Raw genomic sequence first — 15309 nt, 5'->3', positions numbered from 1 at the left:
CGAGCACAAAACAGCATCGTCATCCGTTGCACGAACAACCGGCGATCCCCACTTCACGAACCCGCTTCGCACGCCAACGCTTCATGCAACTGCGAATCCGGCCGAAGCCAATGCACGTCGCGTGTAAAGCGCGTATAGCCGATGCGATCGAAGAACTCCAGAATCTGAATCGCGCGCTTGCGTCCCAGACCCGTCGCATCGCGAAACGCCGACGCGCCCAACGCGCCGCCCTGCCCATTGGCAATGGCGGCGACGAGCCGCGCCAGCCCATGCACCACGTCGCGCGCATAGAACAGATCGCGAACCACCTGATAGACATCGCCCTGTCGCGCGAGCTTGCGCAGCACCTGGCGCACGACCTCTTCCTGCTGCTCCGTCGTCTTCGCGAGATCGCGCACCCACGGCGGATCGAAGCGGCCCGCTTGCAGCAGCGGCAGCAAAGCCGCGGCGATACGCTGCTCGTTCGCATCGAGCGATACCGAATGCCCCGGCAAATGCAGCCACGGTCCGCTCCGCGCGACAGCCCCTTCGGCCACGAGCGAATCGATCAGCGCACGCCACATCGCGTCCGGCACCAGCGGCGCCGCGATGCGGCGCAAACGCGACGCATCCGGTCCCAGCTCATCGGGCGAGCGTGCATGATATTGATCGAGCGCCGCGACCACGCTCGAACGCAAACGCGCCCAATGCTTGCGCAACACGACGATCGCATCGCCCGCATCCTTGCCGTGCAGCGGAATCGTCTCGGCATCGGCGGGCAGTGGCAATGCATCGGCGGGCAAACCGGTCAACTGCATCAGCATCGAGCGCGCTACGCCGCGCGGCGCTTCTTCGAGCAGCGGACTCAGGCGTCCAGTGTCGAGCCAACTCTGCAATGCGTCGAGCCACGCACGCCGTTCGGCCGTTCTGCGCTTGCGCGGCGGCCCGAACGGATCGAGCACGCGCCCGCCGCCAACCGTGCGCGTCGCCTGCGCGTTGCGCACGATGAAGCGGTCGCCGGGCAGCGCGCAAACAGGCGTATCGAACACCAGTTGCACGCGCGCCGTGTGTCCCGCAGCGAGCGTGTCGCCGTCCAGCAGCGCAACATGCGCGACGCGATGCAGCGTTCCGATATGCACATGCAGCGGCGCCCAATGTTGCAGCGTGATGTCCGAGTCCGCGAGCAGCGTCAGTTCGACGTCGAGCCGTTCGCAGGACTTCGCGAGCCGCGCATCGACGATCCAGTCGCCGCGCGAAATCGCGTCCTTGTCGATGCCCGCGAGATTCAGCGCGCAGCGCTGCCCTGCGCGGCCCACATCGGCAGCACGATTTTGCGCGTGGATGCTGCGCACACGCACCGGCTGCTGCGCGCGTTCGAGCATCAACGTGTCGCCCGCCGTCACGCGTCCGGCGAACACAGTGCCCGTCACGATCGTGCCTTGCCCCGCCAGCGTGAACACGCGGTCGACGGCGAGACGGAACAGACCGTCGCCGCGCCGCGCACGCCATGCGATAGCCACGTCACTCAAGTGATGCAGCAAAGCACTCACGCCTGCATCGTAGGAAGAGGCTGCGTTCGTTTCGAAGATGGGAGCGTCGATGAATGGCGTGGATGCAAGCCACCCTCGAATCTCGTCGCGTACCTGCGCGACGCGTGCCGGATCCACGCGATCGATCTTTGTCAGTGCAATCGCACCGCGTGTGACGCCGAGCAGTTGCAGAATCGCAAGATGCTCGCGCGTTTGCGGCATGACGCCATCGTCGGCGGCGATCACGAGCAACGCATAGTCGATACCGCACGCACCCGCCGCCATCGTGTGCACGAGTTTCTCGTGACCCGGCACGTCGATCATGCCGAGTACGTCGCCATTGTCGAGCGGCGTGTACGCATAGCCGAGTTCGATCGAAATACCGCGCGCCTTCTCTTCTTTCAGGCGGTCGGTGTCGACGCCCGTCAGTGCGCGCACCAGCGTCGTCTTGCCGTGATCGATGTGGCCCGCCGTGCCGACGATCATAGGCGCAGCTCCGCGCATTGTGCGACGAACGCGGGCTCGTCAGCGGCTTCGAGGCAGCGCAGATCGAGGCGCAGCGCATCGTCGGCAATGCGTCCGATCACGGGACGCGGCAACGCACGCAGCGCTTCTTCGAGCTTCATCAGTGCACGGCCGCCGCGCTTGCCAGCGGCGTTGTGAATCACAACGCCAAAGCTCGGCAACTGATCGACGGGCAATGCACCGCTGCCGATCTGGCTCATCATCGGCTCGGCCGTCACGCTGTACGCGTCGCCTAGCGCTCGCTGCAACACAGCTTGCACACGCGCAGCCTGCGCCTGCATGTCGGCAGCGGGACGCGTCAAGAGGCGCAAAGTAGTGAGCCGCTCGCGCAGCAGTTCGGGCGCGCGATAAAGCTGCAACACGGGTTCGAGCGCAGCCAGTGTCAGCTTGCCGACGCGCAGTGCACGCTTCAACGGATGCTTCTTGATCTTGCGGATCAACTCCGCACGCCCGACGATCAAACCGGCCTGCGGTCCGCCCAGTAACTTGTCGCCGCTGAAGGTGACGAGATCGGCGCCTGCCTCGACGGTCTCACGCACGGTCGGCTCGGTGGGCAAGCCGAATTGCGCGAGATCGACGAGCGTGCCGCTGCCGAGGTCGACGGCCATCGGCAGACTGCGCGCATGCGCGAGCTGCGCGACTTCATCGACGGGCACGCTCTTCGTGAAGCCTTCGATTGCATAGTTGCTGCAATGGACCTTCATCAGCAATGCGGTGCGTGCGTTGATCGCCTCGTCGTAATCCTTCAGATGCGTGCGGTTCGTTGTGCCGATTTCACGCAGCTTCGCACCCGCGCGCGACATGATGTCGGGAATGCGGAACGCGCCGCCGATCTCGACCAGTTCGCCGCGCGAGACCACGACTTCCTTCTTCGATGCCAGCGCCGACAACGTCAACAGCACGGCGGCCGCGTTGTTGTTGACGACGGTCGCCGCCTCGGCACCCGTGAGTTCGCAGATGAGATCGTCGATCAGATCGTCGCGGTCGCCGCGGCTGCCGGTGGCGAGATCGAACTCGAGGTTCATCGGCCGCGTGAGGGCTTCGATCACCGCGCGCACGGCTTCGTCGGGCAGCAGCGCACGGCCGAGATTCGTGTGCAAGACCGTGCCCGTCAGGTTGAACACGGCACGCAGATGAGGCCGCGCACGTGCAGCGAGCGAGCGAGCCGCGTCGTCGACGAGTTTCGCTTCGAAGTTGAACGATGCATCGAACGAAGCGCCCGCGAGCAGTTCGCGCCGCAGCGCATCGGCTGCCATGCGTATCGCGTCGACGACCTGCGTGCGGCCGTATTCGCCGATCAGAGGCTGCGCCGCCGATGACAGCACACGCTCGACAGCCGGCACGCGCGCGAGCAGCGCACGCACGTCCTTGCCCGTTTCGTTGCCCGACACTTCGCTCACGCTCGCATTCCCCCGTGCGGTTGCACGACGTTGGTTTACTCGTCGGACGGCACTTCCGGCCACAACAGCGGATTCGGACTGCTGCGCCGATAGCCGGCTTCATTCATCAGCAAGTCGAGTGTGAGGCTCGCGAGATCGTCCGCCAGCGGCTCGAAGTCGTAGTCCTTCTCCTGATAGCCGATCTTGCGGTACGTGTGGCACTCGTCGCACGATTCGGCCTTGAGCGCTTCGCTGCCGCCATCGATGCCGTGATACGCAACGCCTTTTGTCGAATCGCAGTTCGAGCACTTGACGCGCACCACGTGCCATTCCGTCGAACACAATCCGCATTGCAGATAGCGATAGCCCTGGAACTGACCGCCCACGCGCACGATGCTCGCCACGGGCGGCGTGCCGCATACGGGACACGTGCCGGGCGTGTCGAGATACGGCACGGCGCGCGGGTCGATGCGGCTCGCGATGTCCGTCCACACCACCTGCAGCGCCGCCATGACGAACGGTGCGGAGGCCGGCTCGATTTCGTTGAAGCGCAGCGCGACGACGGCATCGGCGAGCGCGTCGAGTTGCTGCGCGCTTGCCACGCGCAAGCCGTCGATCACTCTCGCGAGCACGGGCGTTACCAGTCCCGCCGCTTCGACGCGATCGAGCAAACGCTGCAAGACATCGCGCCACTGCGGGTCGCGTTCGGGCGTGGTCGCCGGCGCAAGCGGCATCGAATGTTGCTGCGCGAGCGCGATAGCTTCGGCGGAAGGCATCGTCGCGCTGATCTGCGCGAGTGTCTGCTGCTGCGCGTCGGCGAGCGCAGCCATCAGTCTGACGTAGCCGCCGATCGGGCTCGTGTCCGCCAACTGGCGAAGACGCGCGGCGCGCGTCGAGAAAAGCGTCGCGCGCTCCGGCATGCGCAGGCGCGGAATGGCCGAATGATCGAGCGATTCAATCTGGCCGGGATCCAGAATGCGTTGCACCAATTCAGGTTCCTGACATTCAGAACAGGGATGGCGTCAACACTAGCAGATAAACGCGAGCCGCGCGCGCTCCCGCCCGGCACGCGGATCACATGTCACTTGATGCTTTCGCGGAACCACTTCGGATGATGCTTGCGTGCCCAGCCCAACGTCACCGTGCCGCGTGTCATCGCACCGATCGAGCCCTTCACCCACAGCGCCGCATAGATATGCACGATGATGCTGCAGATCAGCACGAACGCGCTGATCGCATGAATCACGGCCGCAACACGCACGACCTCGATCGGGAAATAAAACGCGAAATACGCGCGCCAGATGACGATACCGCTCAGCAGCAACAGCAGCAGGCACAGCACGAGCACGAAGAACAGCAGCTTTTGCCCCGCGTTGTAGCGGCCCACTTCAGGCAGCCTGTCTTCGCGGTTCGCGAGCACGTCGTTCATCTGGCGCAGCCACTGGCGGTCATCGGCGTCCAGATAGTTGTGATGCCAGAAGCGCAGCGCAAGAATCATGAACGACACGAACATCACCACGCCGACAAACGGATGCAGGATGCGCGTCCATTGCCCTCCGCCGAACAGCGCGGACAACCAGAACATCGACGGATGAAACATCGCGAGCCCCGACAGCGCGAGCAACACGAACGTGATTGCGGTGATCCAGTGATTCGTCCGCTCGTTCGGCGTGTAGCGCTCGATCAGCTCCGTGTTCTCTTGCGGATCATGTCTCATTTGACGGGCTCCTCGGGCTTGTTCTCACGCCGTTCGCGGATATCGCGCGCTGCATTGCGGGCCGCGTCCTCGTCTTCTTCTGTTACCTCGTTCGGGCCGACGCGCGTGTAATGGAAGAAGCCCGCCAGCGCGGTGAGCGCCATCGCCGCGACGGCCAGCGGCTTCGCGACGCCCTTCCACAGCTTCACGAACGGGCTGATGTGCGGATCGTCGGGCAGGCCGTGATACAGCGACGGCTTGTCCGCATGATGCAGCACATACATCACGTGCGTGCCGCCTACGCCCTGCGGATCGTACAGCCCGGCCTTCTCGAAGCCCCGTTCCTTCAAATCGGCGATGCGCTCCTCCGCGTGCTGGATCATGTCGACCTTGGTGCCGAACACGATCGCGCCCGTCGGACACGTCTTCACGCACGCGGGCTCCTGGCCGACGCCCACGCGATCCGAGCATAGCGTGCACTTGTACACGCGATGATCCGTCTTCGACAGACGCGGAATGTTGAACGGACAGCCCGCGATGCAATAGCCGCAGCCGATGCAGTTCTCTTCGTGGAAATCGACGATGCCGTTCGTGTACTGCACGATCGCGCCCGGCGACGGACACGCTTTCAGGCAGCCCGGATCTTCGCAGTGCATGCAGCCGTCCTTGCGGATCAGCCATTCGAGATCGCCTTTCGGGTTCTCGTACTCCGTGTAGCGCATCACCGTCCACGAATGCTCGTCGAGATCGCGCGGGTTGTCGTAGATGCCCGTCGTAGTGCCGATGTCGTCGCGCAGGTCGTTCCACTCCATGCATGCCGTCTGACACGCCTTGCAGCCGATGCACTTGGTCACGTCGATCAGCTTCGCGACCGAGCCCGTCACCGGCTCGCGCACCGACGTGGGCTGCACCGTCGTGGCGGAGAGGCGCTTGATATCCAGCGATTGAAATGCCATGGCGCCTCCCCTATGCCTTTTCGACCTTCACGAGGAACGACTTGAATTCCGGTGTCTGCGAATTCGCGTCGGCCACGACAGGCGTCAATGTGTTGGTGATATAGCCCGGCTTGGTGAGCCCCTTGAAGCCCCAATGCAGCGGCACGCCGACGGTCTGCACCTTCTTGCCGTCGATCATCAGCGGCTTGATCCGCTTCGTGACCACGGCCACGGCGATGATGTGTCCACGGTTGCTCGACACCTTCACGCGGTCGCCCGCCACTACGCCGATCTGCTTCGCGAGATCCTCGCCGATCTCGACGAACTGCTGTGGCTGGACGATTGCGTTGAGACGTGCGTGCTTGGTCCAGAAATGGAAGTGTTCCGTCAGACGATAGGTGGTCGCCGTATGCGGGAAATCGGCCGCCTTGCCGAACGCCTTGCGGTCATCCGGGAACACGCGCGCGGCGGGGTTGTTCGTCGCCTGCGGATTGTTCGGATGGAAGGTGTTGTAGCCGAGCGGCGTTTCGAACGGCTCATAGTGCTCGGGGAACGGTCCTTCGTTCATCCCGTCGCGCGCAAAGAAACGCGCGACGCCTTCCGGGTTCATGATGAACGGACCCATACCGTTTTCCGGCGCTTCGTCGAGCTTGAAGTCCGGAATGTCGGGACCGCTCCAGCTTGCGCCGTTCCATGCGATCAGCTTGCGTTTCGGATCGAACGGTTTGCCGTTCATATCGCATGATGCGCGGTTGTACAGCACACGCCGGTTCGCAGGCCACGCCCACGCCCAGTTCAAGGTCTGACCGATGCCCGTCGGGTCGCTGTTGTCGCGCCGTCCCATCTGGTTGCCCGCTTGGGTCCACGCGCCGCAGAAGATCCAGCAGCCGCTCGCCGTCGTGCCGTCGTCCTTCAGTTGCGCGAAGCCGGCCAGCTGATCGCCCTTCTTCACGAGTACTTTGGATGCGTCCTTCGGGTCGGGAAGATCGGCGAGCGCGCGACCGTTGTACTCCATCGCGATCTCTTCGGGCGTCGGGCTGTCGGGATGCGCATAAGGCCAGGTCAGGTTGACGATCGGATCGGGGTACTTGCCGCCCTTCTCCTTGTACGCCTTGCGCATGCGCAGGAAGATGCCCGACATGATCTCGAGGTCGCTGCGCGCTTCGAACGGCGCCTCCACGCCTTGCCAGTGCCATTGCAGCACGCGGCTCGAACTGACGAGAGAGCCGCGCTCTTCGGCGAAGCAGGTGGTGGGCAGGCGGAACACTTCCGTCTGGATCTTCGACGAATCGACGTCGTTGTACTCGCCGTGGTTCTTCCAGAACTCGGAGGTTTCCGTGGCGAGCGGGTCCATGATGACGAGCCACTTGAGTTTGCCGAGACCCACGGTCGTCTTGCCTTTGTTGGGCGCCGCCGCGAGCGGGTTGAAGCCCTGGCAGATGTAGCCGTTCATCTTGCCCTGATTCATCAGCTCGATGGCCTGCAGCAGATCGTATGGCTTGTCGAGCTTCGGCAGATAGTCGTAGCCCCAGTTGTTCTCCGCCGTCGCCGCGTCGCCCCACCACGACTTCATCATGCTGACGAAGAACGCGCGGTAGTTCTTCCAGTAGCTCAACTGGTTCGGCCGCAACGGCTGCGACGCGCGCTTCTGGATGTAACCGTCGAACTCCTGTTCGGGTTCGTTCGGCAGCGTCATGTAGCCCGTCAGCAGATTCGACATCAGGCCGAGGTCCGTCAGGCCCTGGATGTTCGAGTGCCCGCGCAACGCGTTCATGCCGCCGCCCGCGATGCCGATATTGCCCAGCAGAAGCTGCACCATCGCGCCCGTGCGGATCATCTGCGCGCCGATCGAATGATGCGTCCAGCCGAGCGCATAGAGGATCGTGCCCGCGCGGCCAGGCGTCGCGGTGCTCGCGAGCGTCTCGCACACGTGCAGGAACTTGTCCTTCGGCGTGCCGCAGGTCTTCTCGACCATTTCCGGCGTGTAGCGCGAGTAGTGCTGCTTCAGCAGGTTGTACACGCAGCGCGGATTCTGCAGCGACATGTCGACCTTCACGAAGCCGTCGTCGCCGCGTTCGTAATCCCACGTCGATTTGTCTGCGTACTTGTGCGCGTTCGCGTCGTAGCCGGAAAAAATGCCGTCGTTGAACGCAAAGTCTTCGCGGACGATGAACGAAAAGTCCGTGTAGTTCTTCACGTACTCGTGCTGGATCTTGTCGTTGGTCAGCAGATAGTTGATCACGCCGCCAAGGAACGCGATGTCGGTGCCCGTGCGAATCGGCGCATAGAAGTCCGCGACGGACGCCGTGCGCGTGAAGCGCGGATCGACGACCATCAGCTTCGCCTTGTTGTGCGCCTTCGCCTCGGTCACCCATTTGAAACCGCACGGGTGCGCCTCGGCCGCATTGCCGCCCATCACGAGAATCACGTCCGCGTTCTTGATGTCGACCCAATGGTTCGTCATCGCTCCACGGCCAAACGTCGGGGCAAGACCTGCCACCGTCGGGCCATGTCAGACACGCGCCTGGTTGTCGAACGCGAGCATCCCCATCGAACGCACGGTCTTGTGCGTCAGATAGCCGACCTCGTTGCTGCCCGCCGACGCCGCGAGCATGCCCGTGGTCAGCCAACGGTTGACCTTCTTGCCGTCGGGCGTGCTTTCGACGAAGTTCGCGTCGCGATCTTCCTTCATCAGCTTCGCGATACGGTCGAGCGCATCGTCCCACGAGATGCGTTGCCACTGATCGGAACCGGCGGCGCGATACTCGGGATACTTCAGACGGCTCGGACTGTGAATGAAATCGATGAGGCTCGCCCCCTTCGGGCACAACGTGCCGCGATTGACCGGATGATCGGGGTCGCCTTCAATATGGATGATGCTGGCTGTCGCGTTCTTCGCGCCGTCGCCGAGGCCGTACATCAGGATGCCGCAGCCGACGGAGCAATAAGGACACGTGTTGCGCGTTTCGGTAGTACGAGCCAGTTTGTACTGCCGGACTTCGGCGAGCGCAGGCTCCGGCGAGAAGCCCATCAGGGCCAGGCTCGATCCGGCTAGCGTGCTCGCCGTCACCTTCAGAAACTGGCGGCGGGACATTTGCAACATGATCGCCTCTCGTTCTAATTGTGGGGAGGTGAAAAAAGTATAAGTCGTTTCCTGGCAATCGTAAGCACAGCGGAACAGGACACACGCATGCCGTATGCCCGCTGATTCGAAGTTGTTGTATCCGCATAGATAGATGGGCATGAGGCTTGCGTAATACGATTGCCGGTTGCATGTCCCCGCGCGCCGATGCGCGATGAATCCGCGAGACGATGCGTTGCGCGTCCGCCGTGTCATACCCTGGTCATGAAGGACCGTCATGGAACTCGATTCACTGTCCACCGATAAGTTGCAGACTGCTGCGAAGAAGCAGGCGTCGTGGGCCGTCGGCGCCCTGAAGCAGTTCTCCGAGAACCGCTGTGCCGCGATGGCGGCGAGCATCGCGTTCTATGCAGCGTTCTCGCTCGCGCCGACGCTCGTCATGGTGATCGCCGTATCGGGCTGGTTCTTCGGCGCCGAAGCCGCTCGCGGCGAACTCTTCAGACAGGTGCACGCGGTGCTCGGCAACGATGCAGCGGCCGCCGTGACCACGATCGTGCAGAACGCCCATCGCAGCGGCGGCGCGGGCGGCATCGCCGCGATCATCTCGTTCGTGTTGCTCGCCGTCGGCGCATCGGCGACGTTCTCGTCGCTGAACAGTGCGCTCAACATCGTCTGGCCGTCCGTCGCGCCGCGCGCGTCGAGCGTGATCGCGCTGGTGCGCGTGCGGCTGATTTCATTCGGGCTCGTGCTCGGGGTCGCGTTTCTGCTGATCGTGTCGCTGGTGCTCGACACGGCGATCACCTTCATCGGCAACTGGATCTGGGGCAGTTCGCCCTATGTCGTGATCGGCAACCTGCTGCAACTGGCCGTCGGCTGGCTTGTGCTCGGGGTTGCGTTCGCCGCGCTGCTCAAGTTCCTGCCCGACGCGCCCGTGCGCTGGGGCGACGCGCTGGTCGGCGGCACGGTCGCGGCCGCGCTGTTCTCGGCGGGCAAGAAGCTGTTCGCGCTGTATCTCGCGCATGCCGGCATGGCCAACTCGTTCGGCGCAGCCGGCTCGCTGGCCGTGCTGCTGATGTGGCTGTACTTCTCGGCTGTCGTGCTGCTGCTCGGCGCGGAATTCGCAGCGGCGCGCGGACGTATGCACGATCCGCGCGGCGCGTGGGGCTTCGCACGCGCCGCGCCGCCGGGGAGCCGCGCGATGCTGGCCTCGGTGCTGGCGGCATCGACGGTCGCCGCCGATGCGAAACGCGGCTCCATACGCGGCGCAGCGCCTTCTTCCGGCAGCACGGCGAGCGTGCCGCCGGCGCCGCGGGCATCGCTGGCAGCCAAGGTCGTCGCGACGCACGATGCGGGTATCGGCAAGGCCGTGACGATCGGCAAGACCGTCCTCAAGGCCGAAATGCATGCGACGCGTGCCGCAGCGCACACGCTCGTCGAGGCGCGCCGCAAAGCCGCCGCCGCCGACCGGTATGTCAGGCGGCATCCGTGGAGTTCGGTGCTGGTCGCGGCGGGCACCGCGATGGCCGTCGCCGCGTTCGCCCGACGCCGTAGCGCCTCGGACGACGCTGCAACGCCGCCCCCCGACGAATCGAGATATTAAGCGTCTGTTACACAGAAATTAGCGCCCAGACGACCATATCTGGCCGCAACTGTCTACCCGCCGAGTCAAGGCAACGACTTCCGTCGTTTATGCCTTCTTTATATAGAAGCGGAAATTTCACCAATCGACTAGACAACTTACTTGCAAATTCCTTTCGACTGTGCGTGTAAGTCATACCGATCATACGGATCACTGTCATAAAAAGAACAATAATGCATAGTCAAAGATTCAATATTGCTGAAACAGAAACAATCGTTGACAAGCTTGCAATACAAGGCTTCTACCGGTCTGTCACATTTTCGATACACCTTAATTTTTTTCAGTTCTTACACCTTGAGACACTGCGCTATTCTCCGGTTCGCAACAACGAAAACCAATCATCTGCGTGGAGAAATGGATGAAACGAATCGCACTGTCGACGCTCTCGCTGGCACTGCTCGGCGCTGCAGGCGCAGCACATGCACAAAGCAGCGTGACGCTCTATGGCTTGATCGATGACTCGATCCAGTACGTTCACAACGCCAATGCGGCTAACGATAGCCTGTGGCAACTCGCAGCGGGCAACCTGCAAGGCAGCCGCTGGGGCATGAAGGGTACGGAAGACCTGGGCGGTGGCCTGAAGGCAATCTTCCAACTGGAAAGCGGCTTCAACCCGAACAACGGCAAGATGGGTTCGTATGGCACGGGCACGAAGCTGTTCGGCCGCCAGGCATACGTCGGCTTGACGCATGACGCCTACGGTACGTTCACGATGGGTCGTCAGTACGACCCGCTGGTCGACCTGGTTCAGCCGCTGACGGGTGACAACTACTTCGGCAGCACGTTCACGACGCCGGGCGACGTTGACAACAACGACAACAGCTCGCGTACGAACAACGCAATCAAGTACGTTTCGCCGGTGTGGAGCGGCTTCCAGTTCGAAGGCATGTACGCACTGGGCGGCGTTGCAGGCGCAACGGGCGCAGGCCAGTCGTGGGCAGGCGCAGCAACGTGGGCAGGCGGTCCGTTCAGCGTCGCAGCTGGCTACTTCCGCATGGAAAACGCCAACACGCTGGCAAGCCGCGGCGTGACCCCGACGAACGCAGGTGGCACGTGGAACACGGGCGTGACGTCTGACGGTACGTTCGACGGTTCGAACATCAACGGCGCGTACCAATCGGCGAAGCAGATCGACATCACGTCGGCAGCTGCGCAGTTCGTGACGGGTCCGTTCACGTTCAACGTCCGCTACAGCTTCGCGCAATACAAGCCGGACGCATTCTCGGGCTTCGCAGAGCAAGAGAAGTATCACGTTGCTGGCGCGTACGCTGGCTATCAGGTCACGCCGGCAATGCTGGTTGGCCTGGGCTACATCTACACGCACGGCGCAGGCGACACGTCGGCGAACTACCACCAGGTTTCGCTGGGCGGCGACTACTCGCTGTCGAAGCGCACCGACCTGTACCTGGTCGGCGCATACCAGCACGCAAGCGGCCATCAGCGCGATGCAGCGAGCGGTGCAGTGGTCGACGCAGGCGCATCGGTTGGTTCGTACGGCTACCAGGCCGGTTCGAGCAGCCAGGAAATCGTCAGCCTGGGTATCCGTCACAAGTTCTAATAGAACAACATGACCTACGGCTCGAGACGTCGAGCCGTACCCTGAAGCCAGCCAGAGGCGCAAGCCGAAGGCTGGCTTTTTTCATTGGTGCGATGGAAAGAATGCGGACGTCTGGCGAGAACGCATCCGGCACACGGGCACCGCTCTTCGTCGCGGCGCCGCGCAACGCGCGTCAGCCGCGCGTTTTGGGCTTATCCGCCTGTGCGAGAGTCTGAGCCGCGCGCACATCGACGCCCGGCGTGCCGCGGTCGGCATCCATGTGCAGCGCGCCCGGCGGCCGGTACAGCACCATCTCGCCGACATGCCCGTTCTGCGGCACGTCGCCCGTGTTCCGCCAGTCCGGCTCGGGAATCTCGCTGAACACCTGGCGCAGCCGCTCGCCCCACGTGCGATGGATCATCTGGTAGTACGCGTTGTCCTGATCGATCGACACGAAGCGCGTCACCTTCAGCGTGTCCTTTTCATAGACGAGCAGATCGAGCGGCAGCCCGACCGAGAGATTCGAGCGCAACGTCGAGTCCATCGAGATCAGCGCGCATTTGGCGGCCTCGTCGAGCGGCGTGGACGGCACCAGCACGCGGTCGATGATCGGCTTGCCGTACTTGGACTCGCCGATCTGAAAGTACGGATTCACACGCGACGATTCGATGTAGTTGCCTGCCGCGTAGATCATGAACAGACGCGCACGTGGCTGTGCGACGCCTTCGCCGCCTTCGCCGATCTGACCGCCGAGGATGAAGCTGCAATTGAAGTCGACGCCGAATTCCTGCAGCGCGTTCGCCTCGCGCTGGTGCACGTCGCGCACTGCCTGACCAACAACGCGCGCTGCATCGGCCATGGTCGGCACGGTCCAGAGCGTGGGCCTCGACGGCACGGTGGGCTCGGACAACTCGTGCAGCACGGCCTGCGTGAGCGACAGGTTGCCCGCACCGAGCAGCACCAGCATGCGCTCGCCGGGCTCTTCGAACACCGACATCTTGCGCGCCGTGCTGATGTGATCGACGCCGGCATTGGTCCGCGTATCCGACAGGAACACGAGCCCTTCGTCGACGCACATCGCCACACAGTAAGTCATGACAGAATCCAGACGGCTGCCGCGAGCGAACGGACGGACAAGCCGGAAAAAGGCAGGGCCGCGGCGTGCCGCGGGACGTTGCCATTGTAATGCGCCCGCCTCGCGCGCCACAGCCGAACGTCGCGCGCTCGCTACTGCGGCACCTGCTCCTGCGCCTTCACCGACACGGACACATCGAGCGTCTCCTCGAGGCCGCCGATGCGCCGTCCGCGCACGGGTGACGCCGCTTCGTAATCGCGCGCCGCTGCGAGCCGGCAGTACATCTCGCTCGCGAACGCCGCATGCGTGACGTCGACGGACACCCAGCCGATGCCCGCCAGCCACACGTCGACCCACGCGTGACTCGCCGCATGCTCGACGTCGCCAGGTTCGATATAGCCGCTCACGTAGCGCGCCGGAATGCCGCGTGCGCGGCAGCACGCGAGCATCAGATGCGCGTGATCCTGGCAGACGCCCTTGCCGAGCGCGAGCGCGTGCGAAGCCGTGCTCGACACAGCCGTCGCGCCCGTTTCGAACTGCACGCGATCGACGATCTTCTCTGCCAGCGCGATCAGCGCAGCCGGTTTGTCGAGCGACGGCACCGACGCCGCCAGTTCGCGAATCGCGGGATCGCAGTCCGTCAGCCGCGTCGCGCAGGTGTAGTGTTCGAGCGGAATCGCGCCCGCGTCGTCGCCGAGGCGGCCGTCGATCAGCGCAAAGGTGTCGATTTCCCCCGACACGTGCACGCGGATTTCATCGTGCGGCTTGTTGAGCACCAGCGTATGCAGCACGTTGCCATAGGCATCGAAGGTCGAGTCGAGCTTGCCGGGCGCATCGAGCGTCCAGCGCCGCACGACCTGGGAAGCACCGCTCGACGGCGTGAGGCGCAACTGCTGGATCGAATAATGGACCGTCGCTTCGTAGCGGTAGAACGTGTCGTGGCGGATCGTCAGAAACATGGAAGGCACTCCGTCAGGCAACAGGCAGCATCAGATAGGTACGCGCGACCATGTTGCCGAGTTCGAACACACGGGCGAGGAATTGCGTGAGCCACGCATGCAGACCGGCTTCGAAAATCTGCCGGATATCCGAGTAAAGCAGTTCGGCGCGCAGCTTGCCCGCAAAGCGCTCGCATTGATTCGAGCCTTGCGTGCGCAGCATCGCGAGGTTTTCGCAGACACTGTCTAGCGACGCCAGCAGTGAACGCGGCATCTGCGAGTTCAGGATCATCAGCTCGACCACGCGCGCGGGCGTCACGACATCGCGATACACCTTGCGGTAGATTTCCAGCGCCGACACCGAACTGAGAATCGACGTCCAGTAATAGAAGTCTTCGAGCTGACGCGCGGCCTCACGCGAATTCGGCTCGGCGTCGGCGAAACGCACGTCGAGAATGCGTGCCGTGTTGTCCGCGCGTTCGAGGAAGGTGCCGAGCTGCGTGAAGAAGAACGCATCGTCCTGCAGCGCGGTGCCGATCGTCACGCCGCGCGACAGATGCGAGCGGAACTTCACCCATTCGAACAGCGCGGCGGGATTACTCGCCACCTGGCCATGCGCCGTGCGCTCGTTGAATTCGAGCCACGTATCGTTGATCGTTTCCCACCATTCCGTCGTCAGCGTGCCGCGCACCGCACGCGCGTTTTCGCGCGCTGCCTGCAGGCACGAATGAATACTCGACGGATTCGCCGGGTCGGCGATCATGAAATCGAGCACGTTTTCGCGCGTGGATTCGTCGAAACGCTGCGCGAACGCGTGTTCGAGTTCGGAGATGCGCAGCACCGAACGCTGCGCGCGCTCCTCCTGTTCGGGCGTCTGCGGCAGCAACTGCGCCTTCAGGTTGATGTCGAGCATGCGTGCGGTATTCTCGGCACGCTCCATGTAACGGGCCATCCAGAACAGATGATCGGCGGTGCGGCTCAGCATGTCGGCTTTC

Annotated in this window: 11 protein-coding genes; 2 read left to right on the top strand and 9 right to left on the bottom strand. The window is 63.5% G+C overall.

Annotated elements, in window-relative coordinates; translation table 11 throughout:
* Positions 1-53: 53 nt before the first annotated feature.
* From selB to fdnG, 6 genes are all read right to left on the bottom strand, one after another.
* Positions 54-1994: a selenocysteine-specific translation elongation factor gene (selB, locus tag G3N95_RS20190; RefSeq protein WP_205971841.1), complete on the bottom strand. Its 1941-nt coding sequence runs from the start codon at positions 1992-1994 to the stop codon at positions 54-56.
* Positions 1991-3433: an L-seryl-tRNA(Sec) selenium transferase gene (gene selA / locus G3N95_RS20185; RefSeq protein WP_205971840.1), complete on the bottom strand. Its 1443-nt coding sequence runs from the start codon at positions 3431-3433 to the stop codon at positions 1991-1993. The genes selB and selA overlap by 4 nt, the downstream gene beginning before the upstream one ends.
* 35 nt (positions 3434-3468) lie before the next feature.
* The gene (fdhE, locus tag G3N95_RS20180) at positions 3469-4401 is read right to left on the bottom strand and encodes a formate dehydrogenase accessory protein FdhE (protein ID WP_205971839.1); all 933 of its coding nucleotides are present in this window, start codon (positions 4399-4401) and stop codon (positions 3469-3471) included.
* Between the two features lie 92 nt (positions 4402-4493).
* A complete protein-coding gene (locus G3N95_RS20175; protein WP_205971838.1) occupies positions 4494-5129 on the bottom strand; it encodes a formate dehydrogenase subunit gamma in 636 nt (211 codons plus the stop codon).
* Positions 5126-6064 carry a formate dehydrogenase subunit beta gene (gene fdxH, locus G3N95_RS20170; protein ID WP_205971837.1) on the bottom strand — a complete coding sequence of 313 codons (939 nt, stop codon included), beginning with the start codon at positions 6062-6064 and terminating at the stop codon, positions 5126-5128. Before fdxH ends, G3N95_RS20175 begins: the two co-directional genes overlap by 4 nt.
* A 10-nt stretch (positions 6065-6074) precedes the next feature.
* A complete protein-coding gene (fdnG, locus tag G3N95_RS20165; protein WP_205971836.1) occupies positions 6075-9146 on the bottom strand; it encodes a formate dehydrogenase-N subunit alpha in 3072 nt (1023 codons plus the stop codon).
* Between the two features lie 256 nt (positions 9147-9402).
* Here fdnG and G3N95_RS20160 point away from each other — a divergent pair, with 256 nt between their 5' ends.
* Entirely contained in the window at positions 9403-10725 is a 1323-nt protein-coding gene (locus G3N95_RS20160) for a YihY/virulence factor BrkB family protein (RefSeq protein ID WP_205971835.1), read from the top strand.
* 397 nt (positions 10726-11122) lie between these two features.
* A complete protein-coding gene (locus tag G3N95_RS20155) occupies positions 11123-12322 on the top strand; it encodes a porin (RefSeq protein WP_205971834.1) in 1200 nt (399 codons plus the stop codon).
* 172 nt (positions 12323-12494) lie between these two features.
* On the opposite strand, the gene G3N95_RS20150 is transcribed toward G3N95_RS20155, so the two are convergent.
* From G3N95_RS20150 to G3N95_RS20140, 3 genes are all read right to left on the bottom strand, one after another.
* Entirely contained in the window at positions 12495-13397 is a 903-nt protein-coding gene (locus G3N95_RS20150) for a peptidase (protein ID WP_205971833.1), read from the bottom strand.
* 131 nt (positions 13398-13528) lie between these two features.
* A complete protein-coding gene (locus G3N95_RS20145; RefSeq protein ID WP_205971832.1) occupies positions 13529-14335 on the bottom strand; it encodes a transglutaminase family protein in 807 nt (268 codons plus the stop codon).
* A 13-nt stretch (positions 14336-14348) separates the two neighbouring features.
* The gene (locus G3N95_RS20140) at positions 14349-15299 is read right to left on the bottom strand and encodes an alpha-E domain-containing protein (RefSeq protein ID WP_205971831.1); all 951 of its coding nucleotides are present in this window, start codon (positions 15297-15299) and stop codon (positions 14349-14351) included.
* Between the last annotated feature and the right edge of the window lie 10 nt (positions 15300-15309).

Source organism: Paraburkholderia sp. Tr-20389 (assembly GCF_017104565.1).
Taxonomy (GTDB): Bacteria; Pseudomonadota; Gammaproteobacteria; order Burkholderiales; family Burkholderiaceae; genus Paraburkholderia.
The sequence above is the reverse complement of the archived record's forward strand: the minus strand, read 5'-3'. Positions and strand labels throughout refer to the sequence as shown.

Coding starts and splice junctions, on each gene's coding strand:
- selB (WP_205971841.1), bottom strand. CDS start 1,994: ATGATCGTCGGCACGGCGGGCCACATCGATCACGGCAAGACGACGCTG.
- G3N95_RS20175 (WP_205971838.1), bottom strand. CDS start 5,129: ATGAGACATGATCCGCAAGAGAACACGGAGCTGATCGAGCGCTACACG.
- fdxH (WP_205971837.1), bottom strand. CDS start 6,064: ATGGCATTTCAATCGCTGGATATCAAGCGCCTCTCCGCCACGACGGTG.
- G3N95_RS20160 (WP_205971835.1), top strand. CDS start 9,403: ATGGAACTCGATTCACTGTCCACCGATAAGTTGCAGACTGCTGCGAAG.
- G3N95_RS20155 (WP_205971834.1), top strand. CDS start 11,123: ATGAAACGAATCGCACTGTCGACGCTCTCGCTGGCACTGCTCGGCGCT.
- G3N95_RS20150 (WP_205971833.1), bottom strand. CDS start 13,397: ATGACTTACTGTGTGGCGATGTGCGTCGACGAAGGGCTCGTGTTCCTG.
- G3N95_RS20145 (WP_205971832.1), bottom strand. CDS start 14,335: ATGTTTCTGACGATCCGCCACGACACGTTCTACCGCTACGAAGCGACG.
- G3N95_RS20140 (WP_205971831.1), bottom strand. CDS start 15,299: ATGCTGAGCCGCACCGCCGATCATCTGTTCTGGATGGCCCGTTACATG.